General features: G+C 50.9%; 20 protein-coding genes. 11 read left to right on the top strand and 9 right to left on the bottom strand.

What is annotated here, in order from left to right; all coding sequences use genetic code 11:
* The first annotated feature begins 14 nt into the window (after positions 1-14).
* Positions 15-788 carry a CPBP family intramembrane glutamic endopeptidase gene (locus tag R70723_RS19695; protein ID WP_039874620.1) on the top strand — a complete coding sequence of 258 codons (774 nt, stop codon included), beginning with the start codon at positions 15-17 and terminating at the stop codon, positions 786-788.
* A 711-nt stretch (positions 789-1,499) separates the two neighbouring features.
* On the opposite strand, the gene R70723_RS19690 is transcribed toward R70723_RS19695, so the two are convergent.
* Positions 1,500-2,435, bottom strand: coding sequence for a serine hydrolase domain-containing protein (locus R70723_RS19690; protein WP_039874617.1), 936 nt, complete (start codon positions 2,433-2,435; stop codon positions 1,500-1,502).
* A 265-nt stretch (positions 2,436-2,700) separates the two neighbouring features.
* Between R70723_RS19690 and R70723_RS19685 the strand changes: the two genes are divergently transcribed.
* The 3 genes from R70723_RS19685 (at position 2,701) to R70723_RS34410 (ending at position 4,022) form a co-directional block, all read left to right on the top strand.
* A complete protein-coding gene (locus tag R70723_RS19685) occupies positions 2,701-3,252 on the top strand; it encodes a polymer-forming cytoskeletal protein (protein WP_039874614.1) in 552 nt (183 codons plus the stop codon).
* A 142-nt stretch (positions 3,253-3,394) separates the two neighbouring features.
* On the top strand, positions 3,395-3,835 hold the full coding sequence (locus R70723_RS19680; protein ID WP_039874612.1) for a YhfM domain-containing protein: 441 nt from the start codon (positions 3,395-3,397) through the stop codon (positions 3,833-3,835).
* Complete coding sequence (locus R70723_RS34410) at positions 3,783-4,022, top strand: GNAT family N-acetyltransferase (RefSeq protein WP_081957435.1); 240 nt, start codon at positions 3,783-3,785, stop codon at positions 4,020-4,022. Before R70723_RS19680 ends, R70723_RS34410 begins: the two co-directional genes overlap by 53 nt.
* Before the next feature lie 8 nt (positions 4,023-4,030).
* On the opposite strand, the gene R70723_RS19670 is transcribed toward R70723_RS34410, so the two are convergent.
* From R70723_RS19670 to R70723_RS19650, 5 genes are all read right to left on the bottom strand, one after another.
* Entirely contained in the window at positions 4,031-5,827 is a 1,797-nt protein-coding gene (locus R70723_RS19670; RefSeq protein ID WP_039874606.1) for an ABC transporter ATP-binding protein, read from the bottom strand.
* The gene (locus R70723_RS32200; protein ID WP_052421391.1) at positions 5,824-7,626 is read right to left on the bottom strand and encodes an ABC transporter ATP-binding protein; all 1,803 of its coding nucleotides are present in this window, start codon (positions 7,624-7,626) and stop codon (positions 5,824-5,826) included. Before R70723_RS32200 ends, R70723_RS19670 begins: the two co-directional genes overlap by 4 nt.
* A gap of 59 nt (positions 7,627-7,685) precedes the next feature.
* Positions 7,686-8,795: an ArsR/SmtB family transcription factor gene (locus tag R70723_RS19660; protein ID WP_039874603.1), complete on the bottom strand. Its 1,110-nt coding sequence runs from the start codon at positions 8,793-8,795 to the stop codon at positions 7,686-7,688.
* A gap of 129 nt (positions 8,796-8,924) precedes the next feature.
* A complete protein-coding gene (locus tag R70723_RS19655; protein ID WP_039874600.1) occupies positions 8,925-9,839 on the bottom strand; it encodes a DMT family transporter in 915 nt (304 codons plus the stop codon).
* A complete protein-coding gene (locus tag R70723_RS19650; RefSeq protein WP_039874596.1) occupies positions 9,836-10,690 on the bottom strand; it encodes an AraC family ligand binding domain-containing protein in 855 nt (284 codons plus the stop codon). Before R70723_RS19650 ends, R70723_RS19655 begins: the two co-directional genes overlap by 4 nt.
* A 196-nt stretch (positions 10,691-10,886) precedes the next feature.
* Here R70723_RS19650 and R70723_RS32195 point away from each other — a divergent pair, with 196 nt between their 5' ends.
* Genes R70723_RS32195 through R70723_RS19635 form a run of 3 tightly spaced genes read left to right on the top strand, consistent with a single transcriptional unit; the run spans position 10,887 to position 13,071 of the window.
* Positions 10,887-11,336, top strand: a complete 450-nt coding sequence (locus tag R70723_RS32195; RefSeq protein ID WP_052421390.1) for a hypothetical protein — start codon at positions 10,887-10,889, stop codon at positions 11,334-11,336.
* Positions 11,337-11,377: 41 nt separating this feature from the next.
* Positions 11,378-12,067, top strand: a complete 690-nt coding sequence (locus R70723_RS19640; RefSeq protein WP_039874593.1) for a response regulator transcription factor — start codon at positions 11,378-11,380, stop codon at positions 12,065-12,067.
* Complete coding sequence (locus tag R70723_RS19635) at positions 12,064-13,071, top strand: sensor histidine kinase (RefSeq protein WP_039874589.1); 1,008 nt, start codon at positions 12,064-12,066, stop codon at positions 13,069-13,071. Before R70723_RS19640 ends, R70723_RS19635 begins: the two co-directional genes overlap by 4 nt.
* On the opposite strand, the gene R70723_RS19630 is transcribed toward R70723_RS19635, so the two are convergent.
* Positions 13,063-14,001: an amidohydrolase family protein gene (locus R70723_RS19630; RefSeq protein ID WP_039874587.1), complete on the bottom strand. Its 939-nt coding sequence runs from the start codon at positions 13,999-14,001 to the stop codon at positions 13,063-13,065. The two genes, R70723_RS19635 and R70723_RS19630, sit on opposite strands and share 9 nt — an antisense overlap.
* A 193-nt stretch (positions 14,002-14,194) precedes the next feature.
* Here R70723_RS19630 and R70723_RS19625 point away from each other — a divergent pair, with 193 nt between their 5' ends.
* The 3 genes from R70723_RS19625 to R70723_RS32190 all read left to right on the top strand — a co-directional run bounded on the left by R70723_RS19625 (position 14,195) and on the right by R70723_RS32190 (position 17,957).
* Entirely contained in the window at positions 14,195-14,950 is a 756-nt protein-coding gene (locus tag R70723_RS19625) for an ABC transporter ATP-binding protein (protein WP_039874586.1), read from the top strand.
* On the top strand, positions 14,947-16,884 hold the full coding sequence (locus R70723_RS19620) for an FtsX-like permease family protein (RefSeq protein ID WP_039874583.1): 1,938 nt from the start codon (positions 14,947-14,949) through the stop codon (positions 16,882-16,884). The genes R70723_RS19625 and R70723_RS19620 overlap by 4 nt, the downstream gene beginning before the upstream one ends.
* Positions 16,885-17,069: 185 nt before the next feature.
* Positions 17,070-17,957: an alpha/beta fold hydrolase gene (locus R70723_RS32190; protein WP_052421389.1), complete on the top strand. Its 888-nt coding sequence runs from the start codon at positions 17,070-17,072 to the stop codon at positions 17,955-17,957.
* Here the strand turns inward: R70723_RS32190 and R70723_RS19610 are convergent.
* The gene (locus R70723_RS19610) at positions 17,949-18,764 is read right to left on the bottom strand and encodes a lipase family protein (RefSeq protein ID WP_372238228.1); all 816 of its coding nucleotides are present in this window, start codon (positions 18,762-18,764) and stop codon (positions 17,949-17,951) included. The genes R70723_RS32190 and R70723_RS19610 overlap by 9 nt on opposite strands.
* A gap of 253 nt (positions 18,765-19,017) precedes the next feature.
* Here R70723_RS19610 and R70723_RS19605 point away from each other — a divergent pair, with 253 nt between their 5' ends.
* Entirely contained in the window at positions 19,018-19,794 is a 777-nt protein-coding gene (locus R70723_RS19605; protein WP_039874579.1) for an SDR family NAD(P)-dependent oxidoreductase, read from the top strand.
* 91 nt (positions 19,795-19,885) lie between these two features.
* Here R70723_RS19605 and R70723_RS19600 read toward each other — a convergent pair whose 3' ends face one another.
* Positions 19,886-20,170, bottom strand: a complete 285-nt coding sequence (locus tag R70723_RS19600; protein ID WP_039874575.1) for a DUF2087 domain-containing protein — start codon at positions 20,168-20,170, stop codon at positions 19,886-19,888.
* Between the last annotated feature and the right edge of the window lie 174 nt (positions 20,171-20,344).

Raw genomic sequence — 20,344 nt, 5'->3', positions numbered from 1 at the left:
AAAGGAGAAGTATCATGACAAAGAGCGGTAAAAAGGATCACCCGATTATTTTTTCGCTGCTGCTGGGTATTCTGCTGACCTTTCTGGTTTCAGCAGCCTCAGCCGCCGCAAGCATTATGGAGTTAAGCGATAACGGGATGATTATTGCGCAAGGAGCAGCTTTTGCAGTGATGGCTGTGATAGTAGCGGTATATATGACGAGGGGAGGACGAACATTTTCCCGGTACGGGTTCAGGCCGGTTACAGCGGCAGAGTCAAAGGATGCGCTTTATTACATACCGCTGCTGATTATCGCCCTGGTTCAGCCTATCATTGGCGGCTTTAATGTGCAGCTGACTGCAGCTGAAGTTCTGATGTTCGTGGTGTTTACCCTGTTTGTCGGGTTTTCAGAGGAGACAGTTTTCAGAGGCATCATCCGGGATAAGCTGAATTTTAAGGGCCCTGTTTTTTATATCGTTTTTTCCTCAGTTTTCTTTGGTATCTTACATATGTCGAATGCGTTAAACGGAAAAGATCCTTTAAGTGTTGCGCTTCAGGTAATTAATGCCTTTCTGATCGGCTTAATTTTGGCTCTGCTGATTGAGACGACGGAGAATATTATTCCGCTGATCCTGTTTCATTTTGCTTTTGATATACTTGCATTCATGACCCAGGAGAATCCGGATAAAGAGCTGCTTGCTATCAGTATTCTAAATGTGCTGTATTTGCTGTATGGCATTTATCTTGTCTATAACCTGCGCCGCCGCAACAAGCTGAGTGCTGCACGGGAGAACCGGATAAGCGCATAGGCCGGGCAGCGGCTAAAAGCTCCCACTAATGTTAAAGCCGTTTGGTTGTACGAAGTACAATTGGACGGCTTTACAATTGTAAAAGTGTAAAATCCACGTAAAACCGCAAAAAATTAAGTAATTGTTAGGCTAACGGTGCCCATTCTCAAAGAACTGGGAATTTCCAGGGAATACGACAAAATACGAAAAATTATGAAAGTTTAATTTTTATCGGATATGCGCTACTATAGTGACATCACCAACAAGTAACTGCTAGATAACCGCTAAGCGGCTATCGTATAAGCTTACTTATGGTGAGTAATGAAGGAAGGAGAGATTCCCAAAGAAACCATGAACCAGGAACAAGCTATTCAGGCAAGACACATCTTGCAACCGAAGGAGCGTGATTCCGTTGAAGCAGGTTAGCGAAGCGTACAATTACGGTTGACACAGTAGGGAAAACGTCAGTGAAAACGTTTTTCGTGTAATCGTGTACGTGGGGAACTCATCCCATATGCAGGACATGGGGCAATACTCCTCTTCAGGAGCGAACGGGAAATACCGAATTTGAATGAACAATTACCATGTCAGGGATATGGATTGTGGCTGGAGGAAATGATTGAATTGAATAATGGATTGAACACATGAATCCCCGATACCTAGGTTGATAAGGTAGTCGGGGATTTATGCGTTTAGCTGCAGTTTATATTTAGTGAAGCTTACATATACGACTTAGAGCAGCGGTGCAATGGATTCCCTGAACATATCTACAGGCGGCTTCTGCTTACCGCGATGATCCTGCGTTAAGACTACAACAGTCTCAAGCTCAGGTATTACATATACAAACTGGCCTCCGTATCCCCGGGCGTAATAATAGCGGAATGCCGCATCCGGGGATTCCTGATGGAGACGCGCATAGCTGTCTGTCCACCAATGCCAGGCATAGCCGCCGCGGCGCGGACTATCCGCCTGAATGACGGTTTGCGTAGAACGGCTAAGCAGCCCGGGAGTAATCAGCTGCCGCTGCTCCCATTCTCCCTGCTGCAGAAAGAGCTGGCCGAAGTTCAGCAAATGTGCCGGACGCAGCCGGAGTCCGAACCCCCCGGTATGGATGCCCTGCGGGTCCTGCTCCCATTCATATTGTTCAATGCCCAGCGGGCCGAACAGCTCTTCCTCAGCAAACCGGGCAACCGGCATGCCGGTACCCTGAACCAGAATTGCCGCAAGCAGCTGGGATACCCCGGAATTGTATTCCATATGCTCACCGGGATTATGGGACAGCCTCTGCTCCAGCACAAAATCAATCCAGTTTTCCGAGCGCGTCATGCGTGGAAAGGAGTTCTGGCCGCCAAACTCTGTCCAGTTAAAGCCTGCCGTCATGCTGAGCAGCTGCTCCAGCGTAATTTCAGCCTTGCGCGGATCACGGTCCTGGCGAATCCGGGGATAAAATTCAGCCAGCAATGTATTTGGATCCGGCAGCAGACCTTTTTCCATCGCAATGCAGAACAGCGCCGACAGAACACTTTTGGTACAGGAGTTGATTTTGGCGAGTTCACCGGCTGTGCTGGTTTCTCTATAATGCTCAAAGGCCAGACGGCCTTGACGGTTAATCAGGCAGCTGCGTAATGGATAGGGGGCGACCGCTGCGGTCAGTTGGGATGGTTCCATGGATAAGTTCCTTTCTTAGGCCGGGAATAACATTATGTCTAATATTATGTACTACATATCTGTTCCAGTGTACCAGCCTTAGTGCAGAAAAGCGAAATTCCGGGATGCTGTTAGGGCTTGCTGCTGAACAAATCGGTTGCAGATTGCAGTTCCAGCCGTAATAGACACAAATTTGTGAAAAAGTTCACGTGATAATTTTCAAATTTTAATATATAATATGGTTATTAAAGAGAAATCAAACTAAATAAAAATTGGGGGATTTGAGATGAAATTTGTAAAAACGTTGCTGGTTGCCGGTGTTGCTGCTGCATTACTGTCGGGTTGCGGTTCGAATAATGACAATGCCGGAAATGAAGCGGCTGCCACTGCAACTGCTGCTGCACAGACTGATGCCGTATCCACTGCTTCCATCGTGAAAGAACAGGATCCATTCCTGAAAGCTGTCAGTGCAGAAGGTAACTGGATCGTTGCAATCCTGAATGACCTTACTGTAGATCAGGATGTTGTAGTAGCTGGTGAGTTCCATGATAAAGGCGCTGCCGAGAATGCACTCTACCGTAAGCTTGCCCTGTATGCACAGGATGCTGATCATAATGTAACGGCTACTTACACACTGACTGCACCGAAAGTAACTGTACAAAGCGAGAACTTCAGAGTTCAAGGCGGTACAATCAAAGGTGACGTATATGTAGAAGCTAACGGCTTCAACCTGTACAAGGATGCTACCATTGACGGTAACCTGTACTTCGCAAGTGCTGACGTACAAGCAACTGCAGTGATGGAAGGCAAAGTGACTGGAACAACTGAAGTTAAGTAATACCGTTACACTGCGGATGATCGGATAGATACAGCCTGTAGACTTAATCTCTGATGAGGAGGTGGGTTTGCAGGCTTTCTTTATGTTTACATAGAAATATATGGAAGTTGTTTGTTGCGCGCTGAGAGAAGGAGGAGCTGATATGAAAAAGTGGACTCCGCTGCTGGTATTCTGTCTGCTTGCCATTGGGATTATGAGCTACAGCAAGCTGAAAGTAAGCGAGATAGCCAGTATCCGGCTGGAGTGTGCGGATTTTTGTGAGGACGGTCAGATACCCGCGGGGCTTTTTGCTGACAAGACCTTTACAGAGCCGAAGGAAATCAAGGTGTTCGTAACGGCTATCAATAAGGCGAAACGGATGAAAGGAGAATTGGATTACGGTGTGATGTTCAGAATGTATGCAGCTTATAAAAACGGCGGAGAAAAGGTCTACACCCTAAACATTGCTGATTCAAAAAAGGAAGGGATACGGGGTCTGCTGGTAGACTCTAAAGATAGCGGAAAAGGCTACTCGATTCCTTCTAAAAATCATGAGGAGCTGCGGAAGCTTATTTATGGGGAGACTACAGAAATGTTACATTGAGCAAGCTTACAGGAGAAAAGGGGCTGCGGCGGCGTTGCTTAATCTGCTGGAAAAAGAGTTAAGCCGCCGCAGCGTGGTTAGCGTGAGGATTCTGACAGGCCGTAATAATCATCTAGCTCTGCGAACCTATGAAAAGAACGGTTATTTGAGAGACAATGAAGCTGTATTTACCAAGAAGCTACGGTGATCCGAGCCTCAATGGACAGCTTCGGCGACCGGTTCCTTAAATTGCAGCCGGTACAGCTCCGCATATACTCCGTTGCTGGACAGCAGACTGTCATGTGTGCCTTCCTCGGCAACAACACCCTTATCCAGCACGATGATTCTGGTGGCGTTGCGTACAGTGGACAGCCGGTGGGCGATGACCAGCGTGGTCCGGTTCTGCATCAGCCGGTCAAGGGACTGCTGGACAAGCTGCTCCGACTCATTATCCAGGGCCGAGGTGGCTTCATCCAGCAGCAGAAGCGGTGCATTCCGCAGAAAAGCCCGGGCAATGGCGATACGCTGGCGCTGTCCTCCCGATAAGCCTGTTCCGTGTTCACCGATCAGGGTGTCATAGCCTGCGGGCAGCTTCTGAATAAAGTCATCTGCTCCTGCAAGTCTGGCCGCTTCCCGGATCTCTTCATCACTGGCCGTATCGCTGCTGAACGCAATATTGTCCTTAATTGATCCGGAGAACAGGTAAGGGGACTGCGGCACATAAGTGATCATGCTGCGCAGTTCCGCAAGCCCGCCGGCTGCAGACTGGCCGTAAACGGAAATATGTCCGGCATCGGGCCTGAGCAACCCGCAGCACATCCGCATAAGGGTTGTTTTGCCGGAGCCGCTTGGACCGACCAGCGCAACCGTCTCACCATGCCTGATATACAGATTCAAATCCCTGAACAGCGGCGCCTGATCATCCGGTCCTGCGGAGTGGCTGTAGCACGCATTAGAAATAGTTAATGCAGCGGATTCATCCGGACAAGTCTCTGACGGGTGGCTCAGTTGCCCGTGCGGAATGTCATCCTCAGTCGGTGCATCAAGAACAGAGAATACACGGTCTGCTGCGCCAAGCGACTGCTGAACACCCCCCCAGGTCTGCGACATATGGACAAACGGCCACTGGACACGCCCCATCAGAATGATGAATGCAAGCACTTCCCCGGCGGAGGTTCCGCCCTTTATAGCTGAGTAAGCAATGAAGCCTGCACAGATGACCATTACCAGATTGTTGATAAAAGCGGCGCTGCTCCATAACAGTGTCGTTAAGAGCGCACGCTGCAGCACCAGACGGTTCAGCCTTGTACGCTCAGCTGCATATTTGTCCTTCAGCATCATTTCCAGCGAAAAAGCCCGGACGATCTTTACACCCTGGAGGGTCTCCTGCAGAATGCCGCGCAGCTGAGCTTCCGCCTCATAAATCCGGGTTGACAGCTGCCGCAATTTGCGGTCAAAGAAGCGGCTGGAGAAAAAGACGACCGGCCCTGAGCCAAGCGCGAGTAGAGCGAGCCACACATCCATGGAAGCCAGGTAGAGAAAAGAAACAAAGCAGAGCAGAAGATTGTAGCTCAAATCATAGATAATGCTGCTGACAGTGCCCATCGCGGCTTCCGCATCCTTGGTGTTGCGTGAGGTAAGGTCGCCGGAATGCATGGACTGTATCTGGCGGAACGGCAGGCGGTGTGTCTTGTTAAACAGCGCTGCCCTCAGATCCCAGGCCATCCTGCTCTGAACGACAAACCGGTAATAATGCTGAAGCATCAGACAAAGAATGATCACGACACAGACAACGGCGACAATAACGCTTAGCCGGAGAAGTGAATCCATATCTGCGCTGTTAATGGTGTCAATGAACAGCTGCTGGATGGCTGCTAAACCGATGTCCATCACCAGTCTGGCAGCAAGCAGCAGGGTAGCCAGCAGCAGGCCTAGCCGGTAAGGCGAGGCATAAGGCAGCAGCCGGCTCAGAACGGTGCGAAGCGGTAACTTTCCGGCTTCTCTGGTCGTCATATCAGATTCTCCTCCGGCACAAGCGGATGATCCGTCCGGTGGACGGACTGCACCATATTGTAATATTTGCCCTCCATTGCCATTAGCTCCGGATGGGTTCCTTCCTCGACAACCGAGCCTGCCTCCATAAAATAGATGGTGTCGGCATTACGGATCGTTGACAGCCTGTGGGCAATCACTACAGTTGTCCGGCCCTGCATCAGCTTCTGCAGCGCCTGCTGGACAACCTCTTCACTGTGGCTGTCAAGCGCGGCCGTCGGTTCATCCAGCAGCAGCAGCTCCGGCCCGCGGACAAAGGCCCTGGCAATGGATAGCCGCTGCCGCTCCCCGCCGGACAGGGTAATCCCCCGTTCACCGATGGCAGTCTCATACTGCAGCGGAGTACTCATAATGAACTCATGAATACCTGCGTCCCGAGCAGCTTGTATAACCTCCTCTTTGGCAGCTCCGGATCTGCCCCAGGCAATATTCTCATATAGGGTGCCTGAGAAAAGATAAGGCTCCTGTGATACGTAAGCAAGGCTGCTGCGCCAGACCTGCGGCGAAAGGGTTCCTAACGGCTGTGACCCGCAGCAGATGGTGCCGTTGTCAGGCTCGTATTCTGCCAGAAGCAGGCGGAGCAGCGTGCTTTTTCCGCTTCCGCTTGGTCCGGCTAAAGCGGTCACTTTGCCCGGCTCAATAACCAGCTGCACCTGCTGCAGGACCATGTTGCCGCTGTAGCTGAAGCTAACGTTGTTAAAGGAGATAGGCAGTCCCTTGAGACCTGCTGTTACATTGTCCTGCTGCTGCCCGGACCTCTGCTTCTGTATGTCTTGTTCCTGCCCGGCCTGTTCATTTTGCAGCTCAAACAGTTCAAAGATACGGCTGCCCTGGGCCAGGGAGGTTTGAAGCTGTGTCCAGAGATTGGAGAGTCTGGAGACCGGATTTGTTATCTGCTCGAAGCTGATCAGAAATGCCGCCACCGCCCCTACATCAAGCCGTCCGCCAATTACGAGGTATCCCCCATAAGTGAGCAGATACAGCAGACCGCCTAAGATAACGGTAAAGTTCATATTATAGCCTACCGCTTCTGCACGGGTGAGCGGAACATGGAACTTGAAATAGTGCTGTACCCGCTCCATGAATTGCTGCTGCAGCCTTGAAGCCAAAGAGAAGGCGCGGACGACTTCTGCACCTTGTACAGAATCCTGAATCAGCACCTGCTGGGCGGCTTCCACTTCCTGTCTTTTCCGGTACAGGCTGCGGATTCGTGAGGTGAAGGGCAGCATCACCAGCGGCAGCAGGGCGCAGATCAACAGTGTGCCTATGGTTAGCGTGAAATGAAGAGACATCAGATAGGTAAGCAGAAAGAGGATCTGCAGCAGGCTGCTGAACAGCTCGACCGTTTTCAGGTTAATGCCTTGCTGCGCCGCAGGAGCGGAATCGTGAATGCGGCTGATGAGATCGGCGGAGTGGTAGCCGTCCAGATCCTTCATCTTTACCCTCAGCAGTTTGTCCAGCAGGGTCAGCTGCAGACGGGTTGTCGATTTATACTCAAGCACTGCGGCCAAATAGCTTTTTAGAAAATTAAAGACAACATCGACTAGTACAATAGCTAAAGCGAATATAGCGCTGGAAGCGAGGCTGGATACGTTATGCTCTGTAGCTGCATTTATAATCCGCCGCAGTGCCTCAGCGATGCCGACAGTGGTCAGCGAAATTACGGCTGCGGTCAGACAGAGTGCGATGTACCAGCCGATATATGGCTTGCCAAGCTTCACCAGGCGGATGAACGTGCCGGAAGCTGCTGATCTCTTCAATGGAGACCCTCCCTGTTATCAGATATAACCCCTATTGCAGAATGCTGCCTGAATTTGCTCTAATCCAACATAACTTTTGCAGTCAGGGCCAGCAGCTCCTTTAACCGCTCTGTATTCAGATGATAATATAAGCGGTGCTCCTCCCGTTTCACACTGATCAGATCGAGGAAGAACAGGAAGTTGGAATGATAGTTCACGGCTGCCGGTGTAATGCCGAGCGCGGAGGCGATCTCCTGGCCGTAATGCGGGCGCTCCTTCAGCAGCAGCACAAAATCGAGCCGCCTTTTATCCGAAAAGGCCTTCAGGAACAGCTCTGTCTGTTCACGGTCCGCAGCCGGGCCGAATACCCGCTCATTATGGATACCGAAGATAACCCAGCCTACATTGCCAGTCTCTGTAGTGAAGTTCAAGAAATGATTCCCGACCTGTGACGCCTGGCTCACATGAAAGGCAGTGGGGACGGCTGTGAAAATGTCAGGCTCATTTTTGTGGATTTCCCGGATGAATTGCTCAGGCTTGGCAGTGAATACTGCCTCGTAATGGGCGGAGGCCTGCTCAGAACGCTCCTGCAGCTGCTTTTTCCAGTGGATAAATACCTCCTTGTAAAACTGGCGGAGAAGCTGCATATACCGCTGCTTGCATTCTTCCGGGTGGGCCAGGCATTCCAGCAGCGGTTCCTGCGTTTGAAGGACCTCCTGATGCGGAGGAGTATCCCTGACTAATGCGGCCAGCAGGCTGAGATTGCCTTTTAATCCTTCCCAATCCCTTCCCTGCAGCAGCTCCTCCAGCTTATCGTGATAAACCCCGAATACCATCTCTGTGAGCATCCATCCCGCCGGTACGGCCTCTAGTGATCTAATCCAGTCTTCCGCTGTCTGCGGCTCAGGATTGCTGCAAATGGATACATAGAAACCAAAGTCCAGCGTCTTATGGAGAAAATTATGGCCAAAGAAAAATTGCAGCTCGCGAAAAGTGTGCGGTGACAGCCGGGCCTTGGTATCCTCGTAGAAGGAATCAGCTATGGAGTCAATTTCAATCTTGTAATCCTGAGCCATGGCATACATCTGTTCTCCGCAAGCCGTCATCCCCATCGCAACGATTAATTCCAAAGCCTCGTTATAGGTGAAGCGGATATTATTCCTGAGTTGCTCGTTAAGTGCAGGTTTCATCTGGACCACCTTATAAATTAAAATAAAAATTGAATGTTTGATATAACTCCACAATATTAAGTTATCACTTAATGTTAAAATAACCCATACCTGAAAAAGCGCATAGGATAAAAATCACTCCGTTTTTTTTTACAAAGCGGTTTCTTTGCCGGAGAGTGTTTTGGGTTTATGTTCTGAGATAGCGGAGCCCGTTAAAGTAAGTGCAGTGCCCAGTACAATAGCCCAGGAGAGCTTTTCCTGCAAAAACAGCACAGCTGCCGCCACGGTGATTACCGGTACCAGATAAATGTATACACTTGTTCTGACCGCTCCAAGGATACCGACTGCCCGGTTCCATGTTACAAAGCACAGGGCGGAAGCGCCCAGACCGAGGAACAGCAGGTTCCCCAGATTGGCGGGATCCCGGAACCGGTCCAGACCGAAGCGGAAATCGGACAGCAGCAGAGCCGGCAGCATACCCAGCAGGCCATAGAAGAACACTCTGCGTGTAACACCGATGGTATTGTGCTGCAATGCGCTGATTTTACGCATTAGTACAGAGTACACAGCCCAGACGACGGGAGCCAGCAGAGCCAGCAGGTCACCGAGCGGATTCAGCTGCAGCGTGAGGCTTCCGTTCAGCAGGATACAGCCAATGCCGCTAAGGGCAATGAGGAAGCCTGTTATGAAGGCTGGGGTAAGCCGTTCGTCCGGTAAAGCAAAATGGGCAATCACAGCGGTGAGGAACGGGGCGATGGACACAATGACACCGGCGTTGGACGCGGACGTATAGAGCAGGGCAATATTTTCGATCAGAAAATACAGGGTCACACCGCAGAGCCCGGCCGCAATAAATAGTCCCTCTTCCTTGAAGGAGCCCGTCCGGATCCGCCGCGGATAAAGCAGGAACAGAACGGCATAGCCCAGAATAAAGCGGAAGAACAGAATTTCCAGCGGTGTAAAATCAGCCAGCAGCAGCTTGGTCGAAATAAAGGTGGTCCCCCAAGTAAGAATCGTAATAAAAGCCAGCAGATGCCCGGTGGTGGCGCTACGTTTAGCGCTCATGAGGAGGTCACCTCAAGTGCCGCCTTTTCCGCCGGCCGGGTAAAGACCCGCAGATATTGCTTAGGCGTTAAGCCGATCAGTTTCTTGAAGAAGTTGCTGAAATGGCTCTGGTCACTGAATCCGGTCCGCAGGGCAACCTCCATCGGCAGGGTCCCCTGCTCCAGCAGACGTTTGGCCTGATTGATACGAATCGTCTCCAGGTAACGGTAGGGGGAGATCCCGGTTTGCTTAGTGAACATCCGCAGCAGCTGATACTTGCTAAGTCCCGTCAATTCCGTCAGCTGACCCAGCGTAATGGTGTCTGTGTAGTGCTCCTCTATGTACCGGCAGACCCTTTTGATTTCTGCAGTAACCTCCCCGGGAGGATCGGTTGTACCGGCTTCTTCCGTATATTCCTGCAGGAGCTGCTCCAGCAGAAACAGCAGCAGCTCCTCCTTCTGAAAATCTGCCTGCTCCTCTAACAGCATCTGGTGCAGATCATGCAGCGGTACGGCCAGCTCACTCTGGAACAATACAGCTTGTGTAAAGCGCGGCAATCCGCTTTTCCCCGTAATCTCCTGCACAAACTGGCGCATGATTTCCGGCTGAACGTTAATACAGCGGTAATCCAGCGTCCGCCCGTCCACCTGTTCACAGGAGTGCGGGTCCTGCGGGTTGAAGATAATGACGTCTCCGCTGTTCAGAATGTATTCCTCATTGCCGCACTGCAGCAGTCTCTTGCCCTGTTCGATAAAACCAATGACATAATAGTCATGAAAATGATTAGGGAACTTCTGCATAATCCCCTCAAACCGGCAGGCTTCCAGCTTCAAATCCTGATCAAAAACGACGGTCCGTACCTCGCGGGACAACAGCTTCACCCTCTTTTTTTGTAGTGTAAGGCCATTATAATACAGGAGCCGGCCTCAGTTCTTGGATGATATTGCGGGTCCGTGAAAGGGTAACGACCGTTTTTTACCAGTTTATAGTATAATGTTTGGAGCAGGAAGGTCTGGAGACAGTGACGGGCAGTCCGAAGGGCCGATGATACGGCAGGAGGAGATGTATATGAAAGATCCAATAGTATGCAACGCCAAAGCGCCTGCAGAAAAAATGTATCTGGCAGCGATAAGTGTAAATGTAATGCTGTGGATTTACATTTTTACTCAAGCGGATTTTCTCCATATTTTTATAACATCGGCGATTCTTGGGCTTTTTATTGTTGTGGAGATTATTTTGATATACCGCGCTTTTGCAGCCAGAAAATCCTTTGACATTATTTATAATCAGGATAGCCTTATCATTAACAACAGGACGATTGCATCAGACCATATCAAGACTGTTTTTGTGAGAGGTTATTTTACGCCTGTTATCGGCATCAGACCTAAGGGGAACGTGCTGGTTCCCTATAAAAATTGCTTCCGTTTTGAAAATGTCAATGACATTAAGACGCTGACGGAGTGGGCGGAGCAGAGGCAAATTAAAGTTGCCCATAAGAATTTTCAGCGCTGGCTGTAAGTGTAGTTAATAAGACAAAACCCTGAAACGGAGTACCCTATATGTTCAAAATCATGCTGATCGAAGACGATGTTACCCTTTTTACCGAAATCAAGGAGCGTTTATCCCAGTGGTCGTATGAAGTGTACGGTGTCACCGATTTTGCCAAGGTGCTGCAGGAATTCACGGCGGTTCAGCCGGAGCTGGTCATTATTGACATTCAGCTGCCGCTGTTCGACGGTTTTCACTGGTGCCGGATGATCCGGGCGCATTCCAATGTGCCGATTATTTTCCTGTCCTCGCGTGACCACCCGAGCGATATGGTGATGTCGATGCAGCTGGGGGCCGATGATTTTATGCAGAAGCCGTTCCATTTCGATGTGCTGATCGCCAAAATCCAGGCAACGCTCCGGCGGGTGTATAACTACAGCACCGAACGGACAGAGCTGAGAACATGGCGCGGTGCGACGATTGAATATGTGAAAAATACCGTAACCAACAGCCAGGGTGCAGCCCTGCTGACCAAAAACGAAATGTTCATCCTCAAAATTCTGGTTGAGCACAAGGACCGGATTGTAGACCGTGAGGAGCTAATTAAGAATCTGTGGGACAATGAGCATTTTGTGAGTGACAATACCTTGACCGTGAATGTGAACCGGCTGCGCAAAAAGCTGGAGCCGCTCGGGCTCGACGCTTACATTGAAACCAGGGTCGGACAGGGCTACATGGCAACTGAAGAGGCGGCATTATGATTACCAAATACATAGCTGAAAAAAGAAGCTGGCTCTGCCTGCTGGCCGGAATGCAGCTGCTGATCCTATTCGTGGCTTTTGTAGATGCGTCGATCCCTTTCCTGCCGTTGCTCTATATCGTGCTGCTGAATGTGCTGCTCTGCACGCTGTTTGTGTTCTTCCGGTATCAGAAGGAAACCCGGTTCTACAGGACGCTGGAGGCCTGGGATCAGGTGTATGATCTGGAGGCGTTCCGGGAGGCGGACAGTCCGTTTGAGCAAATTGTGCAGGATGCGGTAACCCTCCAGACGGAACGCTACCGGCGGGAATCTGCGGTGAACTTCCGGCTGCTGGAGGAGGAAAAGGACGATCTGCTGGCCTGGATTCATGAGGTGAAGACACCGCTCACAGCGATGCAGCTGATGATCGAACGCATTCCGGATGAAACGCTGCAGACCCAGATGATGTACGAATGGCTGCGGATTCACCATCTGCTCGACCAGCAGCTGCACCAGAAGCGGATTCCGTTCATGCGTAACGATCTTTTCATTGAGCATACAGCGCTTGAGCCCATTCTGAACAAAGAAATCCGGGGGCTTAGAACGTGGTGTATCCCCAAGGGCATCGGGTTCGATGTTGAGCTTGAGGCTGAAACGGTGCTGACGGACGGCAAGTGGCTGGGCTTCATGCTCCGGCAGCTGCTGACCAACGCCGTGAAGTACAGTGAAGCTTCGGATATTGTAGTGCAGAGCCGCGGACAGGACGGGCATGTGGTGCTGATCATTAAGGATGAAGGCAAGGGAATTACTCCAAAGGACCTGCCGCGTATTTTTGATAAAGGATTTACCTCAGTGCTCGGCCGTCAGGAGGGCGCGGCCACCGGCATGGGCCTATACCTGACCAGGCAGGTGGCAGAGCCGCTGCTGATCAGCCTTAGCGTGGAGTCGGAGCCTGAAAAGGGTACAGTCTTTACGCTGACCTTTCCGCGGGAGAATGATTTTGTGAAGACGGGCGGATCAGCCTGAACGGAGCCCGCATTCACGGATTTCGTTCAGCTCCACCGCCGACATTAAGCCGCATAGATACAAGTTAAGATATTCCTCAGACACACTCTGGTTAAAAATCAGCAGATCGTCAGTATTGATGGTCACCGAAACACCGGCATCATACAGCTTTCTGACTGGATGGCTGGCATAATCTTTGGTCCGTCCGAGCATTACATTGCTGGTTGGGCATACGTTCAGCCGAATGCGCTGATCAGCCAGGCACTGCATTATCTGCGGTGAGGCTGCGGCGGCGATGCCGTGATGCACCTCCTGGAGCTCCAGCTCCACGACTGCTTCCAGCACATCATCGGCAGTGCCGAATTCGCCGGTATGCGCTTTGAGCATCAGTCCCGCCGATTTGGCTTTGCGGTAGATGGAGCGGAAATTCCGGATTGCCTGCGCCAGTTCGGGGCCGCAAATATCAATGGAGCGGAACCATTGACGGGAGAAAATTTCATCCAGATGCCCGTGAATGGCATCCGTATTGCCGGCTCTGTCCAAGGCAAGCTCAGGCAGGAACGCAGTCTCTGGGGCATAACGCTGACGCAGGCTGTCCATAATGCGGATAAAGGACTCTATGCCGCCGAGCGAGCCGATCTCATCTATACCGAAGCTGAGTGCAAGCAGCTCAATTCCGTCATCTGCGGCCTGGACGAAGGCTGCTTCGATTCGTTTCAGGTATCCCTCCATTCCGGGGCAATGGCTCTTCACGCTGCGCACGAACCATTCCTGCATTTCACCGAGTGAGGCAAAAGTTCCCGAATGTGGCTGAATGGTGATGTTAGCCCAGGCTTCTATGTACTTTAAATTCCCGCCTCTTCCGGCGTGATTGTGGAGATCGCTTTTGGGAATCCGGCGCAGCTCAGCAAGTGAACGGTTCTCCAGGGCAGCGATAAACGGCTGTTTCATAGCATCCTCCCGTCAGAGCAGTATGGTTGTCCTGAATATAGCATATCCGGCGTGAATTGTATGTTACTTCCATTTCGCTGATAACGGGCGTGTGACAATAATGTCACATGCCCGTTCATATTGTTAGGTGAAACGCAGGAACGTAAGCCCCGGCCCCGGTATGATTGAGGTACAGAAAAGGAGTGGTTGCGAAGTGGTCATTTTACAAGCCAATAAAATTTACAAAACCTACGGAAATAAATTCAACAAGCAGGAAGTATTGAAGGGGATCGACCTGCAGGTGGATAAAGGCGAGTTCGTCGGCATAATGGGCGCGTCCGGTTCAGGCAAAACAACCCTGCTGAATGTGCTGTCCTCCATCGACCGGGTCAGCCAGGGGACAATAGAAATTGAAGGCAAGGAATTCACCGGAATGAAGGAGAAGCAGCTGGCGGAGTTCCGCAAGCATCATCTGGGGTTTATTTTTCAGGAGTATAACCTGCTTGATACCTTAACCGTCAAGGAAAATGTGCTGCTGCCGCTCTCAATCACCGGAATCTCCAAGAAGGAGGCGCATCAGCGGTTTGCACAGGTAGCGGGGGAGCTGGGCATTGCCGAGCTGCAGAACAAATATCCGTCGGAGATTTCCGGCGGGCAGAAGCAGCGGACTTCAGCAGCTCGGGCGTTCGTGCATGAGCCGAGTATTATTTTTGCCGATGAGCCGACTGGGGCGCTGGATTCCAAATCCGCCTCTGACCTGCTGAACAAGCTGTCGGACATGAACCGGGGACGCCAGGCGACCATTGTGATGGTTACGCATGATCCGGTGGCGGCGAGCTATTGCAGCCGGGTCGTTTTTATCCGCGACGGGCAAATTTACACCCAGCTGAACAAGGGGGATGAACCGCGGCAGTCCTTCTTCAACGATATTATCAAAACCCAGGGCGTATTGGGCGGTGTCCAGTCATGAACCTGAATTATATTGTTTACCGCAATCTCAAAAAGAACATCAAAAACTATTACCTGTACGTCTTCGCGCTTATTTTCAGTGTGGCCCTGTATTTCTCCTTCGTTACCCTGCAGTTTGATCCATCTATGGACGAGGTTGCCGGTTCGGTAAAAGGCGGCGCAGCCATCGGAACCTCTTCGATCCTGCTGGTTGCCATCGTTGCGATCTTCCTGCTGTATGCGAATACGATCTTTATTAGACGGCGCAGCCGGGAGATCGGATTATTTCAGCTGATCGGACTCACCAAAGGTAAAATCTTCAGACTGCTGAGCGCCGAGAACCTGATGCTCTATTTTGGATCAATGGTTGCCGGGATTGCCGCCGGATTTGCCATGTCGCGCCTGATTCTGATGATCCTGTTCAAAATCCTGGAGATCGACGCGATGGCCGAGCTGCGGTTCTCGTCAGAGGCGCTGGTGCGGACTTTAATTGTTTTTGCGGCAATTTATGTGCTGATTATGCTGATGAACTATACGTTTATCAAAGGGCAAAGCATTCTGTCCCTGTTCAAAGTAAATGCAACCACGCAGACACGTATCCGCAAAATGCCGCTGTGGGAGATTGTTCTCGGACTGCTCGGTTTAGCTTTTGTCGGAGCAGGCTATTACATTTCAACCCAGCTGTTCAGCGGCAAATATACAGACATTTCTGAGCTGATGACGGCGATGATTACGATCCTTGCCCTGGTCATTATCGGGACGTATCTGTTCTATAAAGGGTCAGTCAGCTTCCTGTTCAATGCCATCCGCAAGAGCAGGCAGGGCTACCTGTCGATCAATGAGGTGCTCTCGCTATCCTCGATCATGTTCCGGATGAAATCAAATGCGCTGCTGCTGACAATCATCACGACTGTATCCGCGCTTGCAATTGGCCTGCTGTCGCTCAGCTATATCTCTTATTACTCTGCGGAGGCTACAGCAAAGGAAAGCTCCCCGCATCATTTCGGATTTACAGAGGCAGCTGTGAAGGATAAGTTTGTCCAGGCGCTTGAGACGGAGCATATTAAGTACAGAGAAATTATGATGCATCCCCGCTGGATGGAGGTTGATGCAACCGGCATTATGAAGTCCTCAGCCTTTACAGCCCGATCGGATAGATTGCTGCAAACCGTTGTTATCAGCGACAGTGATCTCGAGGATGTGGATTTGAAGCCGGGTGAAACGAGGCTTGTCGGCTATGGCGGTGCCCTGGAAAAATTCATGTCTCTCAGCGGCAGCGGAGAAGTAAGCTTCATAACTTCTGCAGGTGCGGTTAAACAACAGTACGTAGGGAGCTCTAGTACACGGGTACTGCCATTCTACTTCGGCGGAGGCGGCGGGATTTTCGTTGTTGATGAGACAGTATTCAATGAACTGGTTCTGGGAATCGACCCTGAGCAGCTGCAGCAGGGAAGAACAGAATATTACGGTATTGAGCTGGACGACCGTTCACAGCTAGAGGAGGCCAATGAAATTTTCATGGAGCAGAAGCCGGAGTATCCGAGCTTTTCTCAATATGAATATGAGTTGAACCAGCGTAACAATATGGGCCTGATCATGTTCATAGTCGGCTTTCTCGGCCTAACCTTCCTGATAACCTCCGGGTGTATTTTGTACTTCAAGCAAATGGATGAAGGCGAGGAGGAAAAGGGAGGATACACCATTCTGCGCAAGCTTGGTTTTACCCAGGGAGATCTTCTGCGCGGCATACAGTTCAAGCAGCTGTTCAACTTCGGTATCCCGCTTATAATCGGATTGTGCCACAGCTATTTTGCAGTCAAATCCGGCTGGTTCTTCTTCGGTACGGAAATGCTGACGCCGATGATTCTGGTGATGCTGCTGTACACGGTGCTATACTCGATCTTTGGCTTCCTGTCTGTGCTGTATTACAAGCGTGTGATCAAGGATTCACTGTAACCGGTTCTGATGAAAGAGGCAGCTCAGCCCGCTCCCGGCGGATGCTGGGCTGTCTTTTTGTGCCGGGTATAGCAGAAATATCGTTGACAGGTTCCCGGATATTACATATCTTTACGAGATACGCCGGCGATACAGAATCTTCGATCGGTGTATAAGCAAGCCGTACATAGGAGGTACATCATATTATGATTGAGGAAATCATTCAACTGGGCCAAATGGGGCTCAACGTAATGCATTCAATAGAAAAGGGCAGGGAAACGGTGCTGTTCCTCCACTTCAGCGGCGGTAATCTGCACATGTGGAACGGTGTGCTCCCGCAGTTTGCTGAGCGGTACAGCATTATCGCGCCGGACCTGCGCGGACACGGCAAATCAGATAAGCCGCAGACCGGCTATCATATAGATGATATGGCACAGGATCTGTATCTGCTGCTCCGGGAGCTGCAGGTGGAACGTTGTCATGTTGTCGGCAGCTCAATGGGAGCGGAGGTCGGCCTAAGCCTGGCTGCCGCACATCCGGAGCTGGTTCAGTCGCTGATTCTCGAAGGGGCACTCTGTAATGAGTTCGGTGAGCACGGTTTATTTAACGGGTCACCTGAGGAGATTGAACAGAAGAAAGAGATCATGCGGGCTGAGCTGGCAGAAATGCAGGAACCTGTATTTACGAGCAGGGAGGAGTATGTCGCTGAAGAGCGTGCCGGGCTGGAAAGTGAAGGACTGTGGAATGCGTATTTCCAGCCGTTCTATGAGAACAGTCTGCAGCAGCTGGAAGACGGGAGGTATACCTACAGCTACCCGAACAGTGTACGCACAGAGTATATTCAGAAATTCTGGGATTCAAAGTTTGAGGATTACTACCGGCAGGTTCAATGTCCGGTGCTGTTTATGCCGAGTGAAGCGGAGCGGGCGAATGAGCGGGTCTGCAGCAGCCTGAAGCACTTTGCCGGTCTGGTAAAGCAGGCAGAGGTTGCACAGATCTCCGGTTCCATGCATGCCTATGTCTGGCTGCTGCAGCCGGCGGAGGCGGGACAAACTCTACTACAGTTTATCAGCGGGCATTCTGTTTTAGCGTAAAGGGACAGGTACGACTGCGGGAATGGTGGCCGGACAGAAACCGGGATTAGATCGGCACAGCTGTCCGGCATACGCCGGCTCAAGCTTGGCAAGCTCGGCAAAGTAGCTGCTGATGATATGATTCAGCCCGACTGCCCCAAGCTGGAAGGTGAGGGTGACAAGCTCGGGAACATGGCTGTAATAATATCTTTTGTCCCGCTTGGGCAGCTTGTAGACGGTAGGCGGAACAAAGGTTACAGCGTCAAAAGTATTGGCGATACGGTAGCTGGTACGGATATAGGAGCTGAATGCTTTTTTGAAGGCAGGGTCCCCGACTCTGGGTGAACCATAGGTGTACAATTCCGGTGAAGTGAATGCGGTATTGGCAGCTGTATCTACTGCACACAGGGTGGCAAGAGCTGCACCGAGACTATGTCCGGTGATGGTTAAGGATTTGGAGGATGGCAGGGTGGAGAGTACCGAAATGAGCTCGTTTCTGGCGGTGGCGTAGATGTCGGTGAATCCCCGGTGGGTCAGGCAGTCCTGCTTGATATATTTGAAGCTGCGCTGCGAGGCAATCAGATCGGATATCCAGTCGGCCTGCTGGCTGGTGCCGCGGAAGGCAACGATAATCTCATCCGGAGATTCCAGGATAAAGCCGAACCGTTCGCGCCTGCCGCCGAAGGCTTTGGCGTAGATGGTATGTCTAAGCGTATAATTCTGCGGTACTACAAATAAGCCGTCCGGATTATTAAACTGTACATACGTCTGACTGCAAACAGCTGCCAGAAAAATGGCCCGCCGCTCAAACCCGCTATTGTTCCTCACCCGCATCCCGCCCTTCCTATTACCACTATGTATGACGGAATGGGCGGATTGGTGCCTGTAGTATTAAGAACGATCAGTAAAAAAATAATTATTTACCGATCGTTCCCGATATGTTAAACTGGCATCAGATAAGGGAAAAGGTAGTTTGAATTAAATTTTTTTGAACAATTTAGAATGATCGTTCCCGTATTGAAATGCTCTAATCTGCAGGCGATTCTTAAACATCATTTACAAATACAAAGGAGTGTTAACGATGGGAAAGCTGGATGGTAAGGTAGCTTTAATCACTGGAGGAAATAGCGGTATTGGCCTGGCTGCTGCCAGATTATTCGTTAAGGAAGGGGCAAAGGTTGTGATTACGGGACGTAATGCGGGCACACTGGATACGGCGGTTGCGGAATTGGGCAATGCGTCTGCTCTGGCGGTTCAAGCAGATGCGACAGACCCTGAGAGCTCGGCAAAGGCTGTAGCTGCGGCTATTGAAGCATTCGGCAGACTGGATATCGTCTATGCAAATGCAGGCATTAGCGGATCAACACCGCTTGGCGGCACAGAGCTGTCTGTTTTTGAAGAGGTGCTGAGAGTGAATGTGACAGGTGTCTTCTTCACTGTTCAGGCTGCACTGCCATATCTGCAAAAGGGCGCTTCGGTCATCCTCACCGGGTCCGTATTGGCAAATGCAGGCAGACCGGGCGGCTCGGCTTATGCTGCAAGCAAAGGAGCCGTTAGCAGCATGACTAAGGTGCTGGCCGCCGAGCTGTCACCTAAGGGAATCCGGGTTAACAATGTTGTTCCGGGCGCAACCCGTACGCCAATCTGGGGCCAGTCTACACCGGAAGGCTGGGCGCAGCTGGAAGCAGGCATGGCAATGTCGATTCCGCTTAACCGGCTTGGAGAACCGGAGGAGATTGCGAAGGTTGCCTTGTTCCTGGCTTCTGACGACTCCTCCTTCATTCAAGGTGCAGACATCAGCGCTGACGGCGGTGCCGGAGCGGCTCCGCTGGGTGCACCCATATACCGTCAAGGTTAAAGATTAGCATACACTTTGCTTTGTAAAGTATGAGCCTGCAGGCAGTCCGCTTAGGACAGCCGCAGGCTTATTTCGTTATTACTGTCATTGCTCAGCTTGGCTCACGGTCTGCAGGCAGCGGAAGCTTCCAGTACCTGCTGCCGTCCCCGGTCCGTCCCAGCAGCCTGTTATCCACCAGCTCTCTTCTCAGGAAGCAGTGATCATTGAAGGTATGATTCTCTTTAATGAGCTCGTTAATCTCAGCTTCGGTGTACTCTACACCCTCTGCAAAATTCGTACTCAGATGTTCCAATACGATTCTCTGATTGGAGCGCTTCGCTGGCCAGCTGCGCAGCTTGCGGTCCTTATCCAGAAAATGATTCAGTTTACTGTTCATAGCTAATCCTCCAAGGATGTTATTTCAATACAATCTAATTATACATATATCTAATTACATCTCAATCTAAAGTTAAATCCGCTCCTAAAAAGACAATTGTTCAACAATCTTCGTTATTTACCCCTGCGCTGTATTTATTCCTATGGGATAATGGTTCCAAATGATCAGATAGGA

Source organism: Paenibacillus sp. FSL R7-0273 (genome assembly GCF_000758625.1).
In the GTDB taxonomy this organism is placed as follows: Bacteria; Bacillota; Bacilli; order Paenibacillales; family Paenibacillaceae; genus Paenibacillus_AQ.
Note: the sequence above shows the minus strand (reverse complement) of the source record. Positions and strands in the feature narration are given on the sequence as shown.